The 24,646-nt window shown below is 64.1% G+C and carries 21 protein-coding genes; 15 read left to right on the top strand and 6 right to left on the bottom strand.

Features of this window, described 5'->3' with window-relative positions; all coding sequences use genetic code 11:
* Nucleotides 1-286 precede the first annotated feature (286 nt).
* Entirely contained in the window at nucleotides 287-1,108 is an 822-nt protein-coding gene (locus tag EJ068_RS15000) for a pyruvate, water dikinase regulatory protein (RefSeq protein ID WP_127252810.1), read from the bottom strand.
* Nucleotides 1,109-1,603: 495 nt separating this feature from the next.
* Between EJ068_RS15000 and hemE the strand changes: the two genes are divergently transcribed.
* From hemE to rho, 3 genes are all read left to right on the top strand, one after another.
* Nucleotides 1,604-2,632, top strand: a complete 1,029-nt coding sequence (gene hemE / locus EJ068_RS14995; protein WP_127252809.1) for a uroporphyrinogen decarboxylase — start codon at nucleotides 1,604-1,606, stop codon at nucleotides 2,630-2,632.
* Nucleotides 2,629-3,165 carry a protoporphyrinogen oxidase HemJ gene (gene hemJ, locus EJ068_RS14990; RefSeq protein ID WP_127252808.1) on the top strand — a complete coding sequence of 179 codons (537 nt, stop codon included), beginning with the start codon at nucleotides 2,629-2,631 and terminating at the stop codon, nucleotides 3,163-3,165. Before hemE ends, hemJ begins: the two co-directional genes overlap by 4 nt.
* 178 nt (nucleotides 3,166-3,343) lie before the next feature.
* Nucleotides 3,344-4,609 (top strand): transcription termination factor Rho, encoded by a 1,266-nt coding sequence (rho, locus tag EJ068_RS14985; RefSeq protein WP_126080354.1) that lies wholly within the window; start codon nucleotides 3,344-3,346, stop codon nucleotides 4,607-4,609.
* A gap of 174 nt (nucleotides 4,610-4,783) precedes the next feature.
* Here the strand turns inward: rho and EJ068_RS14980 are convergent, their stop codons facing one another.
* The 3 genes from EJ068_RS14980 to EJ068_RS14970 form a co-directional block, all read right to left on the bottom strand.
* Nucleotides 4,784-5,227 carry a transposase gene (locus EJ068_RS14980; protein WP_129554610.1) on the bottom strand — a complete coding sequence of 148 codons (444 nt, stop codon included), beginning with the start codon at nucleotides 5,225-5,227 and terminating at the stop codon, nucleotides 4,784-4,786.
* Nucleotides 5,179-5,751 (bottom strand): transposase, encoded by a 573-nt coding sequence (locus EJ068_RS14975; protein ID WP_189512649.1) that lies wholly within the window; start codon nucleotides 5,749-5,751, stop codon nucleotides 5,179-5,181. The genes EJ068_RS14980 and EJ068_RS14975 overlap by 49 nt, the downstream gene beginning before the upstream one ends.
* A 207-nt stretch (nucleotides 5,752-5,958) precedes the next feature.
* Nucleotides 5,959-7,974 (bottom strand): thioredoxin domain-containing protein, encoded by a 2,016-nt coding sequence (locus EJ068_RS14970; protein WP_129554608.1) that lies wholly within the window; start codon nucleotides 7,972-7,974, stop codon nucleotides 5,959-5,961.
* Nucleotides 7,975-8,094: 120 nt separating this feature from the next.
* Between EJ068_RS14970 and mnmE the strand changes: the two genes are divergently transcribed.
* The 7 genes from mnmE (at nucleotide 8,095) to EJ068_RS14935 (ending at nucleotide 15,768) form a co-directional block, all read left to right on the top strand.
* On the top strand, nucleotides 8,095-9,402 hold the full coding sequence (gene mnmE, locus EJ068_RS14965) for a tRNA uridine-5-carboxymethylaminomethyl(34) synthesis GTPase MnmE (protein WP_127252953.1): 1,308 nt from the start codon (nucleotides 8,095-8,097) through the stop codon (nucleotides 9,400-9,402).
* Between the two features lie 167 nt (nucleotides 9,403-9,569).
* Nucleotides 9,570-11,444, top strand: a complete 1,875-nt coding sequence (mnmG, locus tag EJ068_RS14960) for a tRNA uridine-5-carboxymethylaminomethyl(34) synthesis enzyme MnmG (RefSeq protein WP_127252952.1) — start codon at nucleotides 9,570-9,572, stop codon at nucleotides 11,442-11,444.
* Nucleotides 11,441-12,082: a 16S rRNA (guanine(527)-N(7))-methyltransferase RsmG gene (rsmG, locus tag EJ068_RS14955; protein WP_127252951.1), complete on the top strand. Its 642-nt coding sequence runs from the start codon at nucleotides 11,441-11,443 to the stop codon at nucleotides 12,080-12,082. The genes mnmG and rsmG overlap by 4 nt, the downstream gene beginning before the upstream one ends.
* A gap of 17 nt (nucleotides 12,083-12,099) precedes the next feature.
* A complete protein-coding gene (locus EJ068_RS14950) occupies nucleotides 12,100-12,897 on the top strand; it encodes a ParA family protein (protein ID WP_042645323.1) in 798 nt (265 codons plus the stop codon).
* 65 nt (nucleotides 12,898-12,962) lie between these two features.
* Nucleotides 12,963-13,856 carry a ParB/RepB/Spo0J family partition protein gene (locus EJ068_RS14945; RefSeq protein ID WP_127252950.1) on the top strand — a complete coding sequence of 298 codons (894 nt, stop codon included), beginning with the start codon at nucleotides 12,963-12,965 and terminating at the stop codon, nucleotides 13,854-13,856.
* 376 nt (nucleotides 13,857-14,232) lie between these two features.
* The gene (locus EJ068_RS14940; protein ID WP_127252949.1) at nucleotides 14,233-14,859 is read left to right on the top strand and encodes a DUF1326 domain-containing protein; all 627 of its coding nucleotides are present in this window, start codon (nucleotides 14,233-14,235) and stop codon (nucleotides 14,857-14,859) included.
* A 123-nt stretch (nucleotides 14,860-14,982) separates the two neighbouring features.
* Nucleotides 14,983-15,768: a DUF2182 domain-containing protein gene (locus tag EJ068_RS14935; protein WP_127252948.1), complete on the top strand. Its 786-nt coding sequence runs from the start codon at nucleotides 14,983-14,985 to the stop codon at nucleotides 15,766-15,768.
* Nucleotides 15,769-15,911: 143 nt separating this feature from the next.
* On the opposite strand, the gene holA is transcribed toward EJ068_RS14935, so the two are convergent.
* Complete coding sequence (gene holA, locus EJ068_RS14930; RefSeq protein ID WP_127252947.1) at nucleotides 15,912-16,955, bottom strand: DNA polymerase III subunit delta; 1,044 nt, start codon at nucleotides 16,953-16,955, stop codon at nucleotides 15,912-15,914.
* A 448-nt stretch (nucleotides 16,956-17,403) separates the two neighbouring features.
* Between holA and EJ068_RS14925 the strand changes: the two genes are divergently transcribed.
* From EJ068_RS14925 to lpdA, 4 genes are all read left to right on the top strand, one after another.
* On the top strand, nucleotides 17,404-18,636 hold the full coding sequence (locus EJ068_RS14925; protein ID WP_127253666.1) for a 3-methyl-2-oxobutanoate dehydrogenase (2-methylpropanoyl-transferring) subunit alpha: 1,233 nt from the start codon (nucleotides 17,404-17,406) through the stop codon (nucleotides 18,634-18,636).
* Nucleotides 18,637-18,638: 2 nt separating this feature from the next.
* Nucleotides 18,639-19,652, top strand: coding sequence for an alpha-ketoacid dehydrogenase subunit beta (locus tag EJ068_RS14920; protein ID WP_127253665.1), 1,014 nt, complete (start codon nucleotides 18,639-18,641; stop codon nucleotides 19,650-19,652).
* 11 nt (nucleotides 19,653-19,663) lie between these two features.
* Complete coding sequence (locus tag EJ068_RS14915) at nucleotides 19,664-20,974, top strand: dihydrolipoamide acetyltransferase family protein (RefSeq protein WP_127253664.1); 1,311 nt, start codon at nucleotides 19,664-19,666, stop codon at nucleotides 20,972-20,974.
* Nucleotides 20,975-21,280: 306 nt separating this feature from the next.
* The gene (gene lpdA / locus EJ068_RS14910; RefSeq protein ID WP_129554607.1) at nucleotides 21,281-22,678 is read left to right on the top strand and encodes a dihydrolipoyl dehydrogenase; all 1,398 of its coding nucleotides are present in this window, start codon (nucleotides 21,281-21,283) and stop codon (nucleotides 22,676-22,678) included.
* Nucleotides 22,679-22,806: 128 nt separating this feature from the next.
* Here the strand turns inward: lpdA and EJ068_RS14905 are convergent, their stop codons facing one another.
* The gene (locus tag EJ068_RS14905; protein WP_127253849.1) at nucleotides 22,807-23,910 is read right to left on the bottom strand and encodes a saccharopine dehydrogenase family protein; all 1,104 of its coding nucleotides are present in this window, start codon (nucleotides 23,908-23,910) and stop codon (nucleotides 22,807-22,809) included.
* 137 nt (nucleotides 23,911-24,047) lie between these two features.
* Between EJ068_RS14905 and EJ068_RS14900 the strand changes: the two genes are divergently transcribed.
* Nucleotides 24,048-24,476 carry an Lrp/AsnC family transcriptional regulator gene (locus EJ068_RS14900; RefSeq protein WP_127253848.1) on the top strand — a complete coding sequence of 143 codons (429 nt, stop codon included), beginning with the start codon at nucleotides 24,048-24,050 and terminating at the stop codon, nucleotides 24,474-24,476.
* Nucleotides 24,477-24,646 lie beyond the last annotated feature (170 nt).

Below are 24,646 nucleotides of genomic sequence, written 5' to 3'. Positions count from 1 at the left end.
CCCTGACGCTGTTGACCCATCGTTTGTCCGGCGGTCCAGCACAAACTTTGGAGAATGGCCAAGGCCCTACGAACTTCGTCATCCTAGGGCGAAGCAGGAGCGAAGCTCCGTTGCGAGGACCCTAGGATCCATGCCGTAACCTCAGCCGAGGGGCGCAGCGGAGCAGAATTCTACACCGTTGCAATACTTCGACGTCATGGCATGGATCCTAGGGTCTACGCCGCGTCGCTGCGCTCCTTGCTCCGCCCTAGGATGACGAAGCAGCCGGCGTCTCGGCCAACCTTCGTTACCGCGTCTTGCCCCGCAGGGCAACGATTGCCGCCGCCGTTTCCTCGATGGAGCGGCGGCTGACGTCGATCATCGGCCAGCCATGCCTGGTGCAGAGCTGGCGCGCATAGGCGAGCTCTTCGTTGATCGCGGCGCGATCGACATAGTCGGTCGGCACGAAGGCGGCGCTGTTGCCGAGGATGCGGTTCTGCCTCACATGCGAGATACGCTCGGCCGTCGCGATCAGCCCAACGATCAGCGGCGTCTTGGCGGCGATCAGGCTCTCGGGCAGCGGCACGCCGAGCACGATCGGGATGTTGGCTGTCTTGATACCGCGATTGGCGAGATAGATCGAGGTCGGCGTCTTCGAGGTGCGCGAGATGCCGATCAGCACGATATCGGCATCGTCCATATTGGCCGGCAGCTGGCCGTCATCATGCTCCATGGTGAAGTTCAACGCGTCGATGCGGCGGAAATATTCGGCGTCGAGCACGTGCTGGGCGCCGACGCGGCGACCGGCGGGCGTGCCGAGATAGGATTGGAAGACGGCGAGCACCGGCTCCAGCACCGAGACGCAAGGCAGGCCCATGGCCGCGCAGCGCTCGTCGATCGAGCGCGCGAGCTTCTGATCGACCACGGTGTAGAGGATGATGCCGGGCTCCTCCTCGATGTCGTCGAAGACCTTGGCGACCTGCTTCTCGGTTCGGATCAGCGGATAGATATGTTCGATGGCGCGCGCGTCCTTGTATTGCGCTGACGCCGCCCGGCCGGCGGCCAGCAGCGTCTCGCCGGTGGCGTCGGAGATCAGATGCAGGTGGAAGAAGCTCTGAGGTTTGTTCACAACGGGTGGGTCCAGGCTGTGGGCAATTGTGGACAAGGCTGGATGGGCGGGCCTTGGGTAGGGAAGCGACTGTATCAGATGGCCGCTTGTCCACAATTCGACCAGCTGTAGGCTTTGTCGCGGCGCTGGGGACAAAACTGGGGATCAACTTTTCCGGGCCGATTTCATCCACAACCAGGACATCGGATCGGACCGGCCAAGCTTTTGACTCGAAAGCTTGAATCGGCCTTGTCCCCAGATCCCTCCAGTTTGCGAAAACAAGTACGCGACAATATGCTGACTGGCCTTTTCGAGCCGCAGGCTGGACAGGTCGCAATCATCACAACCAACAGACTCTTAGAATCAGAAGACTCTTTTAAAATAGATATTTGATTTAAGAGACCGCGCATGACCCCGAACCGGAGGTTCGGAAAGGATCATGCGCTAGATGAAAGTGCTACAGCGTCCTTTGCGCGTCTTAGGACGCGCGGCGCTGTAGAGAGAGGCGGGCGCTGGATGGCTGGGAAACGGATCGTGCTCGACGTCCTCAAGGGCGAGACGGTTTCACCGCCGCCGCTCTGGATGATGCGCCAGGCAGGCCGCTATCTTCCGGAGTATCGCGAGACCAGGAGACGGGCCGGATCCTTCCTCGATCTCTGCTATGATCCGGACCTCGCCGTCGAGGTGACGCTGCAGCCGATCGAACGCTTCGGCTTCGACGCCTCGATCCTGTTCTCCGACATTCTCGTTGTGCCCAATGCGCTGGGGCGGGATGTCCGTTTCGAGGAAGGCCGCGGGCCGGTCCTGAAGCCGATCTCGGCGGCCGAGATTGCGGCGTTGAGCGGCGAGATGTTTCACGTGAATCTCGAGCCGGTCTACGAGACCGTGCGCCGGCTGCGCGCGAAATTGCCCGACGAGACGACGCTGCTCGGCTTCTGCGGCGCGCCATGGACGGTGGCGACCTATATGATCGCCGGGCACGGCACGCCCGACCAGGGACCGGCGCGGCTGTTCGCCTATCGCGAGCCCGAGGCCTTCGCGAGGCTCTTGAAGACGCTGGCCGATCATTCGGCTGCCTATCTCATCCGCCAGATCGAAGCCGGCGCCGATGCGGTGCAGATTTTCGATTCCTGGTCGGGTGTGCTGGACGAGCCCTCCTTCGAGGCTTTCTGTGTCGAGCCGGTGGCTGAGATCGTGCGGCAGGTGAAGGCGGTTCATCCCGACGTGCCGGTGATCGGTTTTCCGAAGGGCGCCGGCGAACGCTATCGCGACTACAGGAAGAAGACCGGCATTGCCGGTCTCGGCCTCGACTGGACCGTGCCTTTGTCCATGGCGAAGGAGCTGCAGCGCGAAGGCGCGGTGCAGGGCAATCTCGATCCGCTGCGGCTGGTCGCCGGCGGCAAGGCGCTGGCCGATGGCGTCGATGCCATCCTGAAGACGCTGGGCGGCGGGCCGCTGATCTTCAATCTCGGCCATGGCATCACGCCGGAAACGCCGGTGGCGCATGTCGAAGCGATGGTGAAAATGGTGAGGAGCCACCGATGAGCAATGTGAGCAACGAGAACACCACCGGCCAGGCGATGAAGCGCATGGTGATCGGCATTGTCGTTCTCGTGGCGGCGACGGCCCTTCTCTATTTGGTGGCTGGCGACGGCTTCTATCTCTGGGCGAAGGCCATCCATGTGATCGCGGTGATCGCCTGGATGGCGGGCATGCTCTATCTGCCGCGGCTGTTCGTCTATCATGTCGATGCCGAGAAAGGCTCGGTGCAGTCCGAGACCTTCAAGGTGATGGAGCGCCGGCTGCTCAGGGGGATCATCAATCCGGCGATGATCGTGACCTGGGTGTTCGGCCTTTGGCTGGCCTGGAAAGGCTTCGGCTTCCAGGGCGGCTGGCTGCACACCAAGATCGCGCTGGTGCTCGTCCTGTCGGGTCTGCATGGCTATCTCGCCGGCGCGGTCAGGAAATTCGCCGAGGATAAGAACGAAAAGCCGGCCAGGCACTGGCGGATCGTCAACGAGATCCCCACATTGCTGATGATCGTCATCGTCATGCTGGTCGTCGTGAAGCCGTTCTAGGCTCCCCCCAAAACCAGAAGAAGCCCAGCAAAAGGCGGCTTGCTCTTTCGGGCGACCGACGATAAAAGACGGGTCTTCCTTCCCGTCATGCGCCGCCCCCTTTACTCGCTTTCGGCCGCGCCCGGCATTTGTCGTATTCAGCCGATTTTCTCCCAAAAGCCTACCCAGAGTCTATCTAATGCAAGAAATGAAACTCGCAGAGTTCAAGAACAAGAAGCCGCCGGAGCTGATCGCTTACGCCGAAACGCTCGAGGTGGAGAACGCCAGCGTCATGCGCAAGCAGGAGCTGATGTTCGCGATCCTGAAGAAGCTCGCCGCGCAGGACATCGAGATCATCGGTGATGGCGTGGTGGAGGTGCTGCAGGACGGCTTCGGCTTCCTGCGCTCGGCCAACGCAAACTACCTGCCCGGCCCCGACGACATCTATATCTCGCCGTCGCAAATCCGGCGCTTCTCGCTCAAGACCGGCGACACGGTCGAAGGACCGATCCGCAGCCCGAAAGAGGGCGAGCGCTATTTCGCGCTGCTCAAGGTCAACACCATCAATTTCGACGATCCGGAAAAAATCCGACACAAGATCCACTTCGACAATCTGACGCCGCTCTACCCGACCTCGCGGCTGAAGATGGAGGTCGACACTCCCCCCACCAAGGACATCTCGCCGCGCGTGATTGACCTGGTGGCGCCGATCGGCAAGGGCCAGCGCGCGCTGATCAACGCGCAGCCGCGCACCGGCAAGACGGTGCTGTTGCAGAACATCGCGCATTCGATCACCGCCAATCATCCGGAATGCTACCTGATCGTGCTTCTGATCGACGAGCGTCCCGAGGAAGTGACCGACATGCAACGCTCGGTGAAGGGCGAGGTCATCTCGTCCACCTTCGACGAGCCAGCCGCGCGTCACGTGCAGGTCGCCGAAATGGTGATCGAGAAGGCCAAGCGCCTGGTTGAGCATGGTCGCGACGTCGTCATCCTGCTCGATTCGATCACCCGCCTCGGCCGCGCCTACAACACGGTCGTGCCGTCATCCGGCAAGGTGCTGACCGGCGGTGTCGACGCCAACGCGCTGCAACGCCCGAAGCGTTTCTTTGGTGCGGCCCGCAATATCGAAGAAGGCGGTTCGCTGACCATTATCGCCACCGCGCTGATCGACACCGGCAGCCGCATGGACGAAGTCATCTTCGAAGAGTTCAAGGGCACCGGCAACTGCGAAATCCAGCTCGACCGCAAGGTGGCCGACAAGCGCATCTATCCGGCGATCGACATCCTCAAGTCTGGTACCCGCAAGGAAGACCTGCTGGTGCCGCGATCGGACCTGCAGAAGATCTTCGTGCTGCGCCGCATCCTGGCGCCGATGGGCACGACCGACGCGATCGAGTTCCTCATCGACAAGCTCAAGCAGACCAAGACCAACGCGGACTTCTTCGATTCGATGAATACGTGATGGGGAGTGCGGTCCCCCTTCTCCCCTTGTGAGGGTTTTGCATGGGAGTCGATATTTAGCGCACGAGGCGGATGGGCGTTTTTTGAAAGGCGCTCTGGCCGCTTTGGCGGGTTATTTTGCCTCGCTCTTGGGGCCTCAGGCCGCCATGGCAGTGGATTTTGGGCGGACTGCGCCTCATGCCGGCTTCCTCTTTGGGAAGAGGACTGCGGCCGCTCTTTGCAGATTGTAGCCGCAGCCGGCAAGCATGCACTGCGTCCGGTTGGTCGCAAGGTTGAAGAAGCGCAGTCGCCGCATGCCGTAGCGCTGCTTGAACACTGCAAACGGCCGCTCCACTGCCGCCCGCACCTTCGAGATCAGCCGGTTGCGCTGCTTCTGACGCGGCGTCAGCGGATGGTGCTTGTTGGCTCTGTGCATCAGCCGGTCCTTGATGCCGGCCTGCTTCAGCCGGGCATGGCGGGCATGGGTGTAGTAGGCTTGGTCGCCATAGGCCGCCTTCTCGTCCCCGATGATCAGGCCGTCGGCCGGCTCGGTATCGGTGACCGATGCATCCGTGAAGTCCATGCGCCGGATCAGCGTATGAGCATCGTCGACGCCGTTGTGCACCTTATAGCCGAACACGGTCTTGTTGCCCTTGCGTCCCCAACGTGCTCGCCATCAACCGATGGCCGCGCCGTCGCCTCCGGCTTCGCCGGCGGGCGCGCGGCGGCCTGCATGAAGGAGGCATCAATCAACGTGCCGCGCTTGACGATCAGCCCCTTCTGCTCAAGCTGCCGCGTGATCTCATAAAACACCCGGTCGATCAGCCCATCGCACTTCAGCTCCTCGCGGAAACGCCACAACGTCGAATGGTCCGGCGTGGGGTCCGACAGGCTGAAACCGGCAAAGCGGCGGAACGACAGCCGGTCGCGCAGTTGTGCCTCCAGCGAAGGATCGCTGAGATTGTTCCACACGCCAAGCAGCAGACAGCGCAGCAAGGCCTCAGCCGGATAGCTAATGTTGCCCCGTCCTGGTCCGCTGCGCTGACCAAGAAGCGCCTTGATCGGCACCCAGTCGATCACTCGCGAGATCTGGTCAAGCTCCGTCACATCCGACCACACCAGCCCATCCGCAAGGCTCAGTTGTCCAAGCACGCGATCGACCATCCGAATCATCTCCCCTTCATGCCGGACATACGGAATCACCAACTCAGTTCCGTGCAAAGCCCTCCTTGTGGGAGAAGGTGGATCGGCGCGCAGCGCCGAGACGGATGAGGGGTGTTCCAGCGGAGTGAGACGCTGGTGGCATCTGGAGCACCCCTCATCCGTCGCCTTCGGCGACACCTTCTCCCACAAGGGGAGAAGGAAAAGGCGCTATCGCCTCAGCAACTTCTCCAACTCCTGTGCATCGGTCACCGCCGGCAGGCACAGCTGGCCGCTGCAGAACCAGGCGCTTGGCTTGTCCGTCGGCGGCAGCACGCCGCCCGGCAGCAAGGGTCGATTCGTTTCCGTGCCGATCGGCACGACGATGTCGACCCGGCGCGGGTCGGGATTCCGATTCGCGACCGGAACGAGGCTTGAAGATCCTGGATCATCTATGATGACAAGCTTCAGCGGTTCGAGCGCCAGGGCACAGGCATTGACGATGCCGGCCTGGCCGTAGGCCTGCTGGGATGCGCGGCCCATGGCGTGCTCGGCGGCCGCCCAGGCCTTCTCCCCGAGTTCGAGGTCGCCGGTGAGCGAAGACAACCGAACCAACGCCTCGACGATCTGGCTGGTGGCCGAGGGAATTGCTTCGTCGACATCGCCGCGGATGCGGATCGGCACGTCGCCGCTATCCGACGCCGTCAGCCAGTAGCCGGTCTTTTCCGCATCCAGGTGCCAGCGATCGAGCTCGCCGATGAACAGCCTGGCGTGATCGGAATAGGCCGGGTCGCCGGTTGCCTCGAACAACGCAATCGCGGCATTGGTCATGGCGGCGTAATCGCTGGACAGTGCGGGAAAAAGCGTCTTCGCGCCGAGCATGGAATGCGGCAGACGGCCGTCCAGGCTGGCCTCGACAATATGGGTGAAGGTTTTTGCCGCGGCATCGATCCAGTCGCGCCTGCCAAGGGAGCGGCCGGCTTCGGCGAGTGCTGCGATCATCAGACCGTTCCAGTCGGTGAGCACCTTGCCGTCACGGCCCGGCCTGACCCGCTGTTCGCGGAAAGCCAGCAGCTTCGCTTTCAAAGGCGCAAGATTGGCGTAGTCGGCAATGCCTTTGCTTTGCTGCATTTCGCTTTGGCGGACGATCGGCTTGCCTTCCCAGCCATGCGGTGCGGCCAGCTCGAAATACTGAAAGAAAGTCGGGGCGTCGTCGCCCAGCGCGGCCTCGATCTCGTCGCGGCTCCACGTGTAGAAGAGCCCCTCCTCGCCGTCGCTGTCGGCGTCGAGGCTGGCGGCGAAGGCGCCGCCTTCGACACGCATCTCGCGCAGCAGCCAGGCGACGGTCTCTTCGATTCGCAGCCGGAACAAGCCTTTGCCGGTGGCAGCATAGGCCCAGTTGCACAGGCGGATGAGCTGGGCATTGTCATAGAGCATTTTTTCGAAATGCGGCACCAGCCATTCGGCGTCGGTGGAATAGCGGCTGAGGCCGCCGCCGACATGATCGTAGATGCCGCCGGCAAGCATCTTTTCGAGACTGGTGAGCACGGCATCGCGGTGGTCCACCTGGCCGTCGCGCAGCCAGGACAGCCAAAGCGTATGCATGAAGGGCGCATTCGGGAATTTTGGCGCGCCCTTCAAGCCGCCGAGATCGCGGTCGATCATGCCGTCGATGCGGCCGGAGAGATCGCTGAGCGTATCGCGGTCGAGCACCGCCTTGCCCTTTGTTCCGGCAAGCCGGGATTCGACATGGACGGCCAGCCCGTCGGCGCTTTCCGCGAGGCTCTGCTGCTTTTCCCGCCAGGCCTTGTCGACTGCTTCCAGCACCTGGATGAAGCCCGGTCGTCCGTAACGCGCCTCGCGCGGAAAATAGGTGCCGCCCCAGAACGGCTTGCCGTCGGGCGTCAGGAACATGGTCAGCGGCCAGCCGCCCTGCTCGCCCATGGCATGGAGCGCAGCCATGTAGATCTGGTCGATGTCCGGCCGCTCCTCGCGATCGACCTTGATATTCACGTAGAGCCGGTTCATGACGGCCGCGACGGCGTCGTTCTCGAAGCTTTCATGGGCCATGACATGGCACCAGTGGCAGGCGGCGTAGCCGATGGAGAGCAGGATCGGCCGGCCCAGTTCCTTGGCTTCGGCAAGGGCGGCCCGCGACCAGCCGCGCCAATGGACGGGATTGTCGCTGTGCTGCCGCAGATAGGGGCTGGCTTCTTCGGCAAGCAGGTTTCGCGTGGGCAAGGTCACGATGAGCGGCTCGGCGTGGTTTGAGGCAGAGGTCAGAGCGTGATGCCGAAAGGTGAAGCGGCCGACACGCTCTACCTCTTAATGTAGGCGGTTCGGCAGGTCCGGCAAATGGTTTCGCCAATGGCTTCGAAGGATTCGATCGTCGCGCTCTCCAGCGGCCGCCTCCCCGCAGGCATCGCCGTTATCCGTATTTCCGGGCCGAAAACTCGATTCGTGGTCGAAACGATCGCCGGGCCGGTTCAGGATCGGTTTACCAATTTACGGACGATCAGGGCGGCGGATGGCTCGACGATCGACCACGGGCTCGTGCTGTTCTTTCCGGGCCCCGGCAGCTTCACCGGCGAGGATGTCGCCGAGTTCCAGGTGCATGGCAGCCGCGCGGTCGCCGCCAAGATGCTGGAAAGGATCACCGGCTTCGAAGGCGTCAGACATGCCGAGCCCGGGGAGTTCACTAGGCGCGCCTTTCTCAACGGCAGGCTGGATCTGGTCGAGACGGAGGCCTTGGCCGATCTGGTCAATGCCGAGACCGAGGCGCAGCGTCGCTTTGCCTTGCGCAACGCCGAAGGCGCGCAGAGCGAGCTCTATTCAGGCTGGCGCCGCCGACTGATCCATGCGCGGGCGATGATCGAGGCGGAGATCGACTTCGCCGACGAGGAGGACGTGCCGGGTTCCGTTTCGGAGGCGGTCTGGTCAGACGTGACAGCGATGATTGGCGAGATCGAACGGCACGTCGAGGGGTTCAAGGCAGCGGAGATCATCCGTGACGGTTTTGAGGTCGTGATCCTCGGCGCGCCGAATGCCGGCAAGTCCAGTCTGTTCAACGCCTTTGCGCGGCGCGAGGCGGCGATCGTCACCGACGAACCGGGCACCACCCGCGATCTGCTCGAGGTCGTCATGGACCTCAACGGGCTGAAGGTACGGCTTGTCGATACCGCCGGGCTGCGCGACGCCGCGGGTAAGGTGGAATCGATCGGCATCGAAAGGGCGCGGGCCAAGGCTGACGTGGCCGATCTCGTCCTGCTGTTAGAGGATATGGCCAATCCGGTACCTGTCGGAGGAGTCCCCGCTGGGGCTCCGCTGCTGCGGATCGGCACGAAGTCGGACATCGCCGATGCGGGCGGTGGCGCCTACGACCTGATGATTTCTTCTAGGGACGGCAGCGGACTGGCGTGCCTTCTCGACGAGATCGGAAGCCGCGCCGCCGCCGCGGTTGGCGAGGCCGGTGACGTCCTGCCCTCCAGAATGCGCCATGTCGAGCTGCTGCAAGAGGCGATGGATTTCCTGAGGGCGGCGCTGTCAGGGCAAAGCCAAGAGTTGCGCGCCGAGGAATTGCGGTTGGCGGCGGAGCGCCTCGGGCGGATCGTCGGTGCCGTCGATGTAGAGGATCTGCTCGACGTCATCTTTTCGCAGTTCTGCATTGGTAAATGATTCACGTGAAACATGGAGCGGCCTCTGTCCGGCAGTGACTCACGTGAAACAATACGCAATTGGGCCGGATTAATGTTTCACGTGAAACGGCTCCGGTCTTCATCCTTGACAGCTCGAGGTGGCAGGGACATGTGTCTGTCCATCTCTGAAAGCGGATTTTTGGAAAAATGACCGATCACTATGATGTTGTGGTGGTGGGCGGCGGCCATGCCGGCTGCGAGGCAGCGAGTGCTGCCGCGCGCGCCGGCGCCAGGACCGCGCTGGTGACGCTTCGCTTCGATACGATCGGCGTCATGTCCTGCAATCCCGCGATCGGCGGTCTCGGCAAGGGCCATCTCCTTCGCGAGATCGACGCCATGGATGGGTTGATGGGCCGCATCGCCGACGCCGCCGGCATCCAGTTCCGCCTGCTCAATCGCCGCAAGGGGCCGGCCGTGCGCGGCCCGCGCACCCAGGCCGACCGCAAGCTCTATCGGCTGGCCATGCAGGAAGCGATTCGGCAGCAGAACAATCTCGACGTGATCGAAGGCGAGGCTCTCGACTTCGAAATCATGGACGGTCGAATCGCTGCCGTTCAGATTTCCGATGACCGCCGGTTGGCTTGCGGCGCCTTGGTGCTGACCACCGGCACCTTTCTGCGCGGCCTGATCCATATCGGCGAGAAGAAGATCGTCGCCGGCCGCATGAACGAGCAGGCGAGCCACGGCCTGTCGGCGACGATGGCGCGCGCGGGTTTCCAGCTCGGGCGCCTGAAGACCGGAACGCCCCCTCGCCTCGACGGCCGCACCATCGACTGGGCCTCGCTGGAAAGCCAGGCCGCAGACGAAGATCCGGTGCCGTTCTCGTTGATGACGGACGCTATCGCCAACCCGCAGATCCATTGCGGCATCACCCGCACCATGCCGGCAACGCATGAACTGATCCGCGCCAATCTCGGCCGCTCGGCCATGTATTCCGGCTCGATCGAAGGCGTCGGCCCGCGCTATTGCCCATCTATCGAGGACAAGATCGTCAAGTTCGGTGACCGCGAGGGCCATCAGATTTTCCTGGAGCCGGAAGGTCTCGATGACGACACGGTCTATCCGAACGGCATCTCGACCTCGCTGCCGGAGGACGTTCAGCTCGAGATCCTGAAGACAATTCCCGGGCTGGAGAAGGCGACGATGCTGCAGCCGGGCTATGCGATCGAATACGACCATGTCGACCCGCGCGAACTGAAGACGACGCTGGAGACGAAGCGAGTGGGCGGCCTGTACCTCGCCGGGCAAATCAACGGCACGACCGGTTATGAAGAAGCCGGCGCGCAAGGCCTGCTCGCCGGCATCAACGCGGCGCGCAAGGCGGCCGGCGGCGACGAATTCGTGCTCAGCCGGACCGAAGCCTATATCGGCGTGATGGTCGATGACCTCACCAGCCGCGGTATCGCAGAGCCCTATCGGATGTTCACCTCGCGTGCCGAGTTCCGGCTTTCGCTGCGCGCCGATAACGCCGACGAGCGGCTGACGCCGCTGGCCGGGAAGCTGGGCATCGCGTCGCCCGAGCGGCTGAGGCGTTTCGGCGGGATGATCCAGAGGCTCGATGAGGCTCGTATCTTAGCGAAGTCGGTAGCCTGGACGCCGAACGAGGCGGCGCGGCACGGGCTGGAGATCAACAAGGACGGCGTGCGCCGCTCGGCCTATGAACTGCTGGCGCATCCGGGCGTCGACATGGCCTGGCTTACTCGTGTCGAGCCGCGTTTTGCCGCGCTTGACGCCAAGACAGCCGAGCGGCTTGAAACGGAAGCGAAATATTCGGTTTACCTCGATCGCCAGCAGGCGGACGTGGCGCAGATCAGGCATGAAGAGTCGAGGCTCATCCCGGAGGAGATCGACTTCTCGGATGTGCCAGGCCTGTCGAACGAGTTAAAGCAGAAGATGAAGACGCGCCAGCCGCGGTCGATCGCCGACGCGCAACGCATGGAAGGCATGACGCCGGCGGCGCTTGCCATCATCGTCGCGCATGTCCGCAATGCCGAGCTTGGCGCGCGAAGGTCCGTGGCGTGAGCGCGGATGCCTGGGCGGACCTGCAGAAAGCAGCAGGTCCGGTTTCACGTGAAACATTCGAGCGGCTTCGGGCTTTCGAACAGCTGTTCCTGAAATGGAACCGCAGCATTAATCTGGCGGCACCATCGACGCTGGACGATATCTGGCGCCGGCATATTCTGGACAGTGCCCAGCTTGCGCGAATCGCGCCCGCCGCAACGCGCTGGGTCGATCTTGGCTCGGGCGGTGGGTTTCCCGGATTGGTGCTCGGCTTCCTGCTCAAAGAACGTCCCGGCGCATCGATCGATCTTGTCGAAAGCAACCGCAAGAAGGCGTCGTTCCTGCAATCCGTCGTCGGACAGTTCGATTTGCCGGCGCGGGTCCTGGCGAAGCGCATCGACGACAGCTATCCGCTTGTTTCCACACCGGAAATTGTCACGGCTCGGGCGCTGGCGGCGCTCCCGGACCTGCTCGATCTGGCTGCGCCCTGGCTGATCAAAGGGGCGCGCGCGCTTTTCCATAAAGGCCGGGATTACCGGGCCGAAGTGGAAGAAAGCACTCACCACTGGACCTTCGATCTGGTAGAACATTCGAGCATGACCGATCCCCATGGCGTCATCCTCGAAATCAGCGACTTGCGTCCGGCGAAACAGCAATGAATTACTGGCATAGGCCCATGAGCACAGCACCGCGTATCATCACTGTCGCCAACCAGAAGGGTGGCGTCGGCAAGACGACGACGGCCATCAATCTGGCGACGGCCCTGGCCGCGATCGGCGAGCGCGTGCTGATCGTCGATCTCGATCCGCAGGGCAATGCCAGCACCGGGCTCGGCATCGACCGCAAGGACCGGACCGTCTCGTCCTATGATGTGCTGACCGGCGAGCTCGATCTGGAAGCGGCCGCCGTGCCGACGGCGGTGCCCGGCCTGTCCATCGTGCCCTCGACGCTCGACCTGCTCGGCATCGAGATGGAGATCGCCTCGGCGCCCGACCGTGTGCTCAGGCTGCGCAATGCTCTGCGCGCCGCGGCAGAGCGTTCGGCGCCGTTCGGCTATGTGCTGATCGATTGTCCGCCCTCGCTCAATCTTTTGACTTTGAATTCAATGGCGGCAGCCGATTCCGTTCTCGTGCCGCTGCAATGCGAGTTCTTCGCGCTGGAGGGTCTCAGCCAGTTGCTGGAAACGGTCGAGCAGGTGCGCGGCACGATCAATCCGGACCTGACCATCCAGGGGATCGTGCTCACCATGTATGACGGGCGCAACAACCTAGCCAACCAAGTGGTGCAGGATGTACGCACCCATATGGGCGACAAGGTCTATGAGACGATCATCCCGCGCAATGTGCGGGTCTCCGAAGCGCCGTCCTATGGCAAGCCGGCGATCCTCTATGACCTGAAATGCTCCGGCAGCCAGGCTTATCTGCAGCTCGCCTCCGAGGTGATCCGCCGTGAGCGCAAGCTGCGCGCCGCCTGAGCCGCGGCCGCCTGGCAGCCGTGGTTAATCAGCCGATTCGATTCCGAAACGATCTGGACATTATAATGAGCGAAGACCAATCGAGAAAAAGACTGGGCCGTGGCCTCGCTGCGCTTATCGGCGAAATCGACCGTCCGGCGGCGCCGGAAAAGCCGAGCGCGACGGTGGCGGCGGACGGCAAGGTGCCGATCGAGTTCGTCAGCCCCAATCCGAAGAACCCGCGCCGGCATTTCGGCGACGCCGAGCTGACCGACCTTGCCCAGTCGATCCGCGAGCATGGCGTGGTGCAGCCGGTGGTGGCGCGCCCCTCGCCCTCGCAGCCCGGCCGCTACGAGATCATCGCCGGCGAGCGGCGCTGGCGGGCGGCGCAGCGCGCCGGGCTCGCCGAAATCCCGGTCATCGTGCGCGACGTCAACGACCGCACGGCGCTGGAGCTGGCGATCATCGAGAACGTGCAGCGCGCCGACCTCAACCCGGTCGAGGAGGCGCAAGGCTATCAGCAGCTCATCGACGAGCATGGCTATACCCAGGCCGATCTCGGCCAGGTGATCGGCAAGAGCCGCAGCCATGTCGCCAACACGCTGCGTCTGCTGAAGCTGCCTCCCGTCATCCACTCGATGCTGGTCGACGGCGATCTGTCGGCCGGTCATGCCCGCACGCTGGTGACCGCCGAGGACCCGGCGGGGCTTGCCAAGCGCATCGTCAAGGAGGGGCTTTCGGTGCGCCAGGCCGAAGCGCTGGCGCAGACGCCCGCCGGCCCGACGCCGGCCAAGGTGAAATCCGCGACAAGCGCGCCCGAAAAGGACCCCGACACGCTGGCGCTGGAGAAGCTGATGACCGACACGATCGGCATGATCGTGAGCATCGAGCACAAGGGCAAGGGCGGCACGCTGCGCGTCGATTACCGCTCGCTGGAGCAGCTCGACGAGTTGTGCCGACGGCTGAAGGACGAACGGTAGGCGGCTGGAACACCACGGTATATGGGGGTGGCTGAGGTTTTGGCTTAAGTCTGGATACGCCTGATATATCGGTGATAGACATGAAAGGGCTGGCGATATGCCGGCCTTTTTTTTGTTGACGGCCGTTGGGATTAGCCAAAGCGGCACCACGGCCTTCGCCAATCACCGGCGGCGACGAGGGCCAAGTGTCGGAATCGGCTCCGGAGGCCGCCGCTTGACAGTCGGCGGCAACGGCGTACCCTCTATTAGCTTGAACTTAAATGCCCTGGCGTGCCGATCAGTCGCGATGAGGGCTTTCTGCCGTTCCGACACCGTGAAACGGCACTGCTCGCCAAAGCGATATGCCCGACGCGCCTGACGCAAACGGGAGGTGCAAATGGCGGTCAGTTGGCAATTGTCCGGAAGCTATTTCGAAAATTGCAGCTGCGATGTCGTATGTCCTTGTCTGATGTCCACCAACGCGCAGCTGACGTCGAAGCCGACCAAAGGCGTCTGCGACGTCGGTCTGGTCTTTCACATCGACAAGGGCAATTACGGCGACGTTCGACTGGACGGGCTCAACGTCGCGATGGTTGCGCACACGCCAGGCCCGATGGCGGAAGGCAATTGGACGGCCGCCGCCTATATCGACGGTCGGGCCGATGACCAGCAGACGGAAGCGCTGGGCGCGATCTTCACCGGCGCCGCGGGTGGTCCGATGGCTGCCTTCGCGCCGATGATCAGCACCAACCTCGGAGCCAAGAAGGTGCCGATCGACTACAAGATCGACGGCAAGAAGCGGTCGGCGGCGATTGCCGGGGTGGCTGAGCTGGCCGTCGAACCGTTGCCGACCATGCGCGAGGACGGCGAGATGTGGGCGGCTACCGGCCATCCCGTCAATCCCGACTGGCTCGGTCTGGCGATGGGGGGCGCAGGCAGCACCTTCAGCGACCATGGCATGAGCTGGGACAATTCCCGCCGCAACGGGCATTACGCGCCGATCAACTGGTCCGGCCAGCTCTAGAGCGTTTCACCGTTTCACGGAAACGGCGATCCGCTATCCCTTTGTTTTTACGCAATTCCGGGCGGAAAACCGCTCACACTTTCCTGGAATTGCTCTGGCGCCTGGCAGCAGAACGGCCCGCTCATGCCGCTGACCCTGCAGCGAAACATCATACTCGCGTTGCTGATCGCCGCGGCCGCGGCGGCATGGTGGGCGCTGCTTGCCTGGCAGCAGACAGGCATGGACGCCGACATGCGCATGGACTCTCCCACCATGGGCATAACGGCCGCGCTGTTTCTTGCCGTCTGGCTGATCATGATGATCGCCATGATGTTTCCGGCGGCGGCGCCGATGATCCTGACCTTTCACCAGGTCCAGAGCGGCAAGCGGGGCCGTGGCCAGGCCTTTGTCTCGACCTGGGTGTTCGTAGCCGGCTACATGCTGGTCTGGACGGCGACGGGCGTTCTCGCATTTGCCGGCGCGGCGGGCGCGGAGATGCTGGCCGCACATGTGGGATTGTCTGCGGCGACGGACGCGCGCATCGGCGGCGCGCTGCTGATGGTGGCAGGCGCCTATCAGCTCTCGCAGTTGAAAGACCTGTGCCTCGCCAAATGCCGCTCACCGATCGGTTTCATCCTGACCTCATGGCGCGATGGGCGGTTAGGCGCGGTGCGCATGGGCCTGCGGCATGGGCTCTTTTGCCTGGGCTGCTGCTGGTTGTTGTTTCTCGCTCTGTTTCCGCTCGGAATCATGAACCTCGCCGCAATGGCCGTGGTCACGCTGCTGGTCTTTGCGGAGAAAACATTCCCGTATGGAGAGCGGATTGCGAAGGTGTGGGGCGTGGCCCTGCTTCTTTATGGCGCGGCGGTGCTGATCCTTCCGCAGGCGCTGCCAACTTTCCAGCCGATGGACACGATGACGATGAACTGACTGAAGGCGGCTCTCTGGCAAAGATAGCCTGACGTCTTCATAAAGCCGTGAGTGCCGCTGCGGTTGGCTGATACGCTGGCGGGACAGCGCCCCCCTCTGTCCTGTCGGACATTTCCCCCACAAGCGGGAGATCGGCTAATCGCCTACCTCTGCCCCAATCTCGCGCTTTCGATCGCGATGCCGAGCAGCGCCTGCCTGGCCAAGGCCTCCGCCAGGTCCGGCCGCTTGCGCGTCTGCAGCACGGCCGTCTGCAGCCGGCTAAGCGCCCGACCGAGTGCCTCGACGTTCCAGCGCTCCAGCGTCTTTTCCACCAGCTTGCGGCGCGAGAAGAAGACGGGCGGACGGGCGCCGGCAACGACCGAGGCGGCGTTGCGGCCGCCGCTCTCCATCTGGCCGCGCATCACCTGGATCGCCTGCAACTGCCGCATCGCCGAAGACAGCACCAGGAACGGATGGCCGCCGGACTGGCAATGACGGGTGAAGGCGATGTCGAAATCGCCGACCCTGCCGTCCAGCATGGCGTCGACCGCGGCATCGAAGGAGGCGCCGGAGACATCGCCGGACAGCGCGTTGATGTCCTCGATGCCGATCTCCTTGCGGCCGTGCGCATAGAGCACCAGCTTCTCGATCTCGCCGCGCGAGGCGAGGCGGTCGCCGCCGAGATTGCGGCGCAGCGCCTGGCGGGCTTCCAATGTCATCGACATGCCCGCCTTGCGCAATTCGTCGTCGATCACCGAGTCGAGATCGCGGGCTTCGTCGGCATAGCAGGGCAGAGCGATGGCGTTGGCGGCGGCCTCGACGATAGCCCTGAGGCCCGTGCCCTTCTTCAGGTCGCCCGCCTCGATCAGAATGACGGCGTCGCGGGCGGGCTCGGTGGTCAGCGCCTTGATGTCGTCGGCCAGCGCCTTCTGGCCGCTGGCGTTTCTCACCCAAAGCAGCCGCCGGTCGGAAAACATCGGCACGGTGCGAGCCTCGTCGAGCAGCCGGCCCTCGTCGCGGTCGACCTCGGCGCCGTCGAGCTTCACCACCGAGAAGGGGTCGTCGAGCGGCAGGCCGGTTTTCGCGGCGAAGGCTTTCGCGCGCTCGGCGACAAGGCCGCGATCGGGACCGTAAAGCAGGACGATTCCCATGGAGGGGTCAGGCCTCGCCAGCCACGAATCGACCTCGTATCCTTTCTTCTGTGCCATGCGGGGTGGGTTAGCATGAGGCGGGGCGGGGGAACCAGCGCCATCTCCTTCTCCCCTTGCGGGAGAAGGTGGCCGCGCAGCGGCCGGATGAGGGGTGCTCCAGGGAATGCCAGCGTTCTCACTCCGCTGGAACACCCCTCATCCGTCTCGGCGCTGCGCGCCGATCCACCTTCTCCCACAAGGGGGAGAAGGGAAGGCGGCGCGGTCTCCACCTCCCAATTACCTTTTCTGGCTCCAATCGCCTCGCAAACTTCCGCCAAATTGCGCGGGGCGCGAAAACATCGACAAGAAATTTCGTCGCCATATCTGCATCTTGAGCCTGCGCGTCGCATCGGCTTGCTAAGGCCGGCGCCGGGAGGAAGGCCCTGCCCAGATCCGGCGAATTGGCACTGGTCTGGCGGCGCGGATGTGCAAAGATCGCACCGGCAACATTGGAGGATGTGAGCTCATGGCCGATGCTGGAATGTTGCGCTTTCATGTGCCCGAGCCCGAGGTGCGGCCCGGCGGTACGCCCGACTTCTCCAATGTGACCATTCCCAAGGCCGGCTCGGTGCCGCGTCCCGAGATCGACGTCGATCCGCGCACCATCCGCGACATGGCTTTCTCCATCATCCGCGTGCTCAACCGCGCCGGCGAAGCGGTCGGGCCGTGGGCGGGGCTGCTCAGCGACCAGGAACTGCTCGAAGGCCTGCGCCATATGATGACGCTTCGGACCTTCGACGCGCGCATGCAGATGGCGCAGCGCCAGGGCAAGACCTCCTTCTACATGCAGCATCTTGGCGAGGAAGCGGTGAGCTGCGCGTTTCGCAAGGCGCTCAAGCCGGGCGACATGAATTTCCCGACCTACCGGCAAGCCGGCCTTCTCATCGCCGACGGCTATCCGATGGTCACGATGATGAACCAGATCTACTCCAACGAGGCCGATCCGCTGAAGGGCCGGCAACTGCCGGTGATGTATTCCTCGAAGGAGCATGGCTTCTTCTCGATCTCGGGCAATCTGGCGACGCAATATATCCAGGCGGTCGGCTGGGCGATGGCCTCGGCGATCTCCAACGATTCGCGCATTGCCGCCGCCTGGATAGGCGACGGCTCGACGGCGGAGTCCGATTTTCACGCGGCGCTGGTTTTCGCCTCGACCTACAAGGCTCCTGTCGTGCTCAATGTCGTCAACAACCAGTGGGCGATCTCGACCTTCCAGGGTATCGCCCGCGGTGGCTCCGGCACGTTCGCCGCGCGCGGCCTCGGCTTCGGCATTCCTTCGCTGCGCGTCGACGGCAACGACTACCTCGCCGTGCACGCCGTGGCGAAATGGGCGGTCGAACGGGCGCGCGCCAATCTCGGACCGACGCTGGTCGAATATGTCACCTACCGCGTCGGTGCGCATTCGACGTCCGACGATCCGTCGGCCTACCGGCCGAAAGCCGAGTCCGACGCCTGGCCGCTCGGCGATCCGGTTATCCGGCTGAAGAACCACCTTATCCAGAAGGGCGTCTGGTCCGAGGATCGCCATACCCAGTCGGAGGCCGAGATCCTCGAAACGGTGATCGCAGCGCAGAAGGAGGCCGAGGGCCACGGCACGCTGCATGCCGGCGGAAAGCCGTCGACCCGCGACATGTTCGAGGGCGTCTATGCCGAGATGCCTCCGCATCTCAGGCGCCAGCGCCAGCAGGCAGGGGTCTGATCATGCCCAGGCGTACCATGATCGAGGCGATCCGCGACGCCATGGACGTGTCGATGGAACGCGACAACAAAGTCATCGTCTATGGCGAGGATGTCGGCTTCTTCGGCGGCGTGTTCCGCGCCACGCAGGGCCTGCAGGCCAAATACGGCAAGAGCCGCTGCTTCGACGCGCCGATCAGCGAATCCGGCATCGTCGGTTCGGCCATCGGCATGGCCGCCTACGGGTTGAAACCCTGTGTCGAGGTGCAGTTTGCCGACTATGTTTATCCGGCCTACGACCAGATCGTCTCGGAGGCGGCGCGGCTGCGTTACCGTTCGAATGGCGATTTCACCTGCCCGATCGTGGTGCGCATGCCGACCGGCGGCGGCATTTTCGGCGGCCAGACGCACAGCCAAAGTCCGGAAGCGCTGTTCACCCATGTCTCCGGCCTGAAGGTGATCGTGCCGTCCAATCCGCATGACGCCAAGGGGTTGCTGATCGCGGCGATCGAGGATCCGGACCCGGTGATCTTCCTCGAGCCGAAGCGGCTCTATAATGGGCCCTTCGACGGCCATCACGACAAGCCGGTGACGCCCTGGTCGAAGCATGAGCTCGGCGAGGTCGCCGACGGCCATTACACCATCCCGCTCGGCAAGGCGGCGATCCGCCGCCAGGGTTCGGCCGTCACCGTGCTCGCTTATGGAACGATGGTCTATGTCGCGCAGGCCGCGGCCGAGGAGACCGGCATCGACGCCGAGGTGATCGATCTCAGGACGCTGCTGCCGCTCGACCTCGACACGATCGTCGCCTCGGTGAAGAAGACCGGACGCTGTGTCGTCGTGCATGAAGCGACGCTGACTTCCGGCTTCGGCGCCGAGCTGGTCTCGCTGGTCCAGGAGAACTGCTTCTATCATCTGGAAGCGCCGGTGGCGCGGGTCGCCGGCTGGGACACGCCCTACCCGCACGCGCAGGAATGGGACTATTTCCCCGGCCCGGCGCGGGTCGGCCGCGCCTTGCTCGAAACGTTGGATGCTTAAGGGGGCCTGAGATGGGCGAACACGTCATCAAGCTTCCCGATGTCGGCGAAGGCGTCGCCGAGGCCGAGCTTGTCGAGTGGCACGTCAAGGTTGGCGACCTTGTGCGCGAGGACACGGTCCTCGCCGCCGTCATGACCGACAAGGCAACCGTCGAGATCCCGTCGCCGGTCGACGGCGAGATCCTTTGGCTGGGCGCCGAGATCGGCGACACGGTGGCGATCGGCTCGCCGATCGTGCGGCTGAAGGTGGCCGGCGAAGGCAATGTGAAGGCGGCCGCCCAGGCCGTGCCGGAAGAGAAGGCGCCCGCCGCGTCGGCCGAGCCAAAACCAGCGCCGGCACCGGACATGCCGAAAGCGGCGCCAAAGCCAGCCGATCCGCCGGCTAAGGTTTCGCCAGCCGCAGCGCCGAGGGCCGCGCGCCCTGCTGCCGTTTCCGGCGCGCCGCGCGCGGAAGGCGAGAGGCCGCTGGCCTCGCCGGCCGTGCGGCTGCGAGCGAAGGAAGCCGGCATCGATCTGCGCCAGGTTCCGGGCAGCGGTCCGGCCGGGCGCATCAGCCATGAAGACATCGACGCGTTTGTGGCACGCGGCCCGCAGGTTGCGCGCGCCAGCAGGCTTGCTCCCAAGGACGGCGTCGAAGACATCAAGGTCGTCGGGCTCAGGCGCAAGATCGCCGAGAAGATGTCGCTGGCGAAATCGCGCATCCCGCACATCACCTATGTCGAGGAGATCGACGTCTCGGCATTGGAGGAATTGCGCGCGACGTTGAACAAGGAGAAGCGCGCCGATCGCCCGAAGCTGACGCTGCTGCCCTTCCTGATGCGGGCGATGGTCAAGGCGATCGCCGAGCAGCCCAACCTCAATTCACTGTTCGATGACGAGGCCGGGATCATACACCAGCATGAGGGCATTCATATCGGCATCGCCGCGCAGACGCCGAACGGGCTGGTGGTGCCGGTGGTGAAACATGCGGAGGCGCGTGACCTGTGGGACAGCGCTGCGGAAGTCAACCGGCTGGCCGATGCGGCCAAGGCCGGCACGGCGAGCCGCGAGGAGCTGTCCGGCTCGACCATCACCATCACCTCGCTCGGCGCCATGGGCGGCGTGGCGACCACGCCGGTCATCAACTATCCGGAAGTGGCGATCATCGGCGTCAACAAGATGATGGTGCGGCCGGTGTGGGACGGCACGCAGTTCATCCCACGCAAGATGATGAACCTGTCGTCCAGCTTCGACCACCGCGTCATCGACGGCTGGGATGCCGCGGTGTTCGTGCAGCGCATCAAGGCTCTGCTGGAAACGCCAGCGCTGATTTTCGTGGATTGAAAATGACAACGGTCGCAAAGACCCCCTCACCCGGATTCCCAGTCGAATTGCGAAGGGCAATTCGGGGCAATCCGACCTCTCCCCGAGGGGAGAGGTGGTCGCCGGCGACTCCGCTGTCCTCTTCTCCCCTCGGGGAGAAGGTGGCCGCGAAGCGGCCGGATGAGGGGGTCTCCAGGGAAAGCCAGCGCCTCACTCCGCTGGAACACTCCTCATCCGTCTCGCGCTGGCGCGCCGATCCACCTTCTCCCACAAGGGGAGAAGGGGGAGGCGCGCGGCGACCTTCGCCATCAAGAAGAGCGTAAGCCCATGAAAGAAATCTCCTGCAAGCTGCTGGTCATCGGCGCCGGGCCGGGCGGTTATGTCTGCGCCATCCGCGCCGGGCAACTCGGCGTCGACACGGTGATCGTCGAAACCGGCAAGCCGGGCGGCACCTGCCTCAATGTCGGCTGCATCCCGTCCAAGGCGCTGATCCATGCCGCGGAGGAGTTCGAGAAAATAGCGCATATGGCCGGCGGCAAGGATCCGCTCGGCATCAAGGTCGCCGCGCCGACGCTGGACCTCGCAAGAACCGTCGCCTGGAAGGACGGTATCGTTAGCCGGCTCAACAGCGGCGTGGCCGGGTTGTTGAAGAAGGCCAAGGTGAAGACGGTGCAGGGCTGGGCGACGTTCCGCGATGGCAAGACGGTCGAGGTCGAAACCGAGACCGGCACGCAGGTCATCCGCGCCGAGACCGTGGTGATCGCCACCGGCTCGGCGCCGGTCGAGCTGCCGTTCCTGCCTTTCGGGGGACCTGTGATTTCGTCCACCGAGGCGCTGGCGCTAAGCGATTTGCCGAAGAAGCTCGCGGTCGTCGGCGGCGGCTATATCGGGCTCGAGCTCGGCATGGCCTTCGCTAGGATGGGCGCCAAGGTCACGGTGGTCGAAGCGTTGCCGCGCGTGCTTGCGCAATATGATGCCGAGCTGACGCGGCCCGTGCTGAAGCGGCTTGGCGAGCTTGGCGTCGAGGTCATGACGGGCGCCAAAGCGAAGGGATTGTCGACCAAGGGCGATGCGCTGCTGGCCGAGACGGCGGACGGCAAAAGCGCCAAGATCGCTGCCGACAGGATTTTGGTCACGGTCGGGCGCAAGCCGCTCACCGAGGGCTGGGGGCTGGACCAGATCGACCTCGACAGGACGGGAAAATTCATCCGCATCGACGACCAGTGCCGCAGCTCGATGCGCGGCATCTATGCCATCGGCGACGTTACCGGCGAGCCGATGCTGGCGCATCGGGCGATGGCGCAGGGCGAGATGGTGGCCGAGATCGTCGCCGGCCACAAGAGAAGCTGGGACAAGCGCGCCATTCCCGCAATCTGCTTCACCGATCCGGAGCTGGTCACCGCGGGCCTGTCACCGGAAGAGGCGAAAGCATTCGCCGGCGAGGTCAAGATCGGCCAGTTCCCCTTCGCCGCCAACGGCCGGGCGATGACGAAACAGGGCGAGGATGGGTTTGTCCGCGTGGTTGCTCGCGCGGACAATCATCTGGTGCTCGGCATCCAGGCGGTCGGGCAGGGCGTGTCCGAACTGTCGGCGGCCTTCGGCCTAGCGCTGGAGATGGGCGCGCGGCTGGAGGATATCGCCGGCACGATCCACGCGCATCCGACGCAGGGCGAGGGTTTCCAGGAAGCGGCGCTGAAGGCGCTGGGCCACGCGCTGCATATTTGAGCTCCTTACCCTCCCCCTTGTGGGGAGGGTCGATCCGCGAAGCGGAGCGGGGTGGGGGTTCTCGTAGGGCGCTGCCCCCTCCCCGGCGCTGCGCGCCGACCCTCCCCACAAGGGGGAGGGTGGGAGACTCACCCCGCCAGCCGGCTTACCATCTCGTGCTGGGCATAAGCCCGGCCGAAGCGGTTGGCGAGGAAGGCGTCGAGAGCGATGTCTTCCTGGCGCACGAAACCGTTCGCCGGCAGCGAGCCGTCGGCCAGCATGTCGAGCACGGCGCAGATGCCCGACGCTGTGGTGATCTGGATGGCGCTGCGCACGATGTTGCCGACGCGGTGCGAATAGATCTTATTGGCGTAGGTCTCCTGCAGCAGGCGGCCGTTGCGGCGGCCAGAGACGGTGACGAAGACGATGACCACGTCCTGCAGCGTCGAAGGCAGGGCGCTTTCGAAAATGTCCTTCAGCACGTCGCGGCGGTGGCGCAGTCCCAAATCGTTGAGCAGCGCCTTCATGATCGCGGCGTGGCCGGGATAGCGGATGGTGCGGTAGTTCAGCGTGCGCACCTTGCCCTTCAGCGTCTCGGCCAGAGTGCCGAGCCCGCCGGAGGTGTTGAAGGCCTCATAGGTGACGCCGTCGAGCGAGAATTCCTCGCGCTCCTCCAGCGGCGGCACTTCGATCAGCTCGCCCTCGACGATCGCCTCGCAGGGCTCGCAATATTCGTTGATGACGCCGTCGGTGCTCCAGGTAAGGTTGTAGTTCAGCGCATTGGACGGATATTGCGGCAGCGCGCCGACGCGCATGCGAACGCTTTCCAGCGTGTCGAAGCGGCTGGCGAGGTCGTTGGCGACGATCGAGATGAAGCCCGGCGCCAGGCCGCATTGCGGGATGAAGGCGTTTTTCACACTGCGCGCCAGTTCCTTGACGCGGCGGGTCGAGACGACGTCCTCGGTGAGGTCGAGATAGTGCACACCGGCGGCGGCGGCCGCCTCGGCGATGCGGGTGGTGAGGTGGAAGGGCGCGGCGCTCAGCACGGCGAACTTGCCGGCGAGGATCTTTTCCAGTTTGCCGGCGGCGGCGATGTCGAGCTCCTGCGTCGCGACGCCGGCCGGCAATTCGGCGGCGGCGAGCTGGGCGGCCGAGCGGTCGACAAGCGTGACGCGGTAGTCGCCCGTGGCGCTCAGCATTTCGGCGATGGTCGAGCCGATCTTGCCGGCGCCGACGACAACGATGTTCTTCATGATCAATTCCCCCTGCAATCCTGATTTGGGCCAATTCGATTTGGCGAAAATCATTGCAGCTTGCCTGTCGAAAGGAAGCGTGGAATCTGGCAATATGACGCTGAACTTTAAGCGATTTGCCGAAAGGTTTCGTCGAAATGCTCACTCAAGCCGAACAGGGCCTGCTCACTTTGCTGCGCGCCAACGCGCGGGCCTCGACCGCCGAGCTCGCGCGCCAGCTCGGCGTATCGCGCACCACGGTGCAGAGCCGCATCGAGCGGCTGGAGCAGCGCGGCATCATCGCCGGCTATGGGGTGCGGCTGTCGCCCGACTATGAGCAGGGGCTGGTCAAGGCGCATGTGCTGCTCACCGTCACGCCGAAACTCGCCGACAAGGTGGTGCGCAGCCTGGAAGCGATGCCGCCGGTGCGGACGGTGCATTCGGTGAGCGGCAATTTCGACATGATCGTCATCGTCGACGCGCCGTCGATCCGCGACCTCGACGCGCTGCTCGACAAGATCGGAGCGATGGATGGGGTGGAGCGGACCTCGTCGTCGATCATCCTGTCGACGCGGGTGGATCGGTGAGAGGGGACTCATTTCAATGCGCCGGCGCGAGGCCCCCCTCTCTGTCCTGCCGGCTTTCGTCGCTCGGAAAGCCAAGCAATTGGCTTCCCGTCCGCTGCGCGGACCGCTCCTCAACCCCCTCAAGGGGGGAGATCAGATGTGGCGCCGGCTTTCGCTAATCGCCAACGTTG

Source organism: Mesorhizobium sp. M2A.F.Ca.ET.043.02.1.1 (assembly GCF_003952405.1).
In the GTDB taxonomy this organism is placed as follows: domain Bacteria; phylum Pseudomonadota; class Alphaproteobacteria; order Rhizobiales; family Rhizobiaceae; genus Mesorhizobium.
The sequence above is the reverse complement of the archived record's forward strand: the minus strand, read 5'-3'. Positions and strand labels throughout refer to the sequence as shown.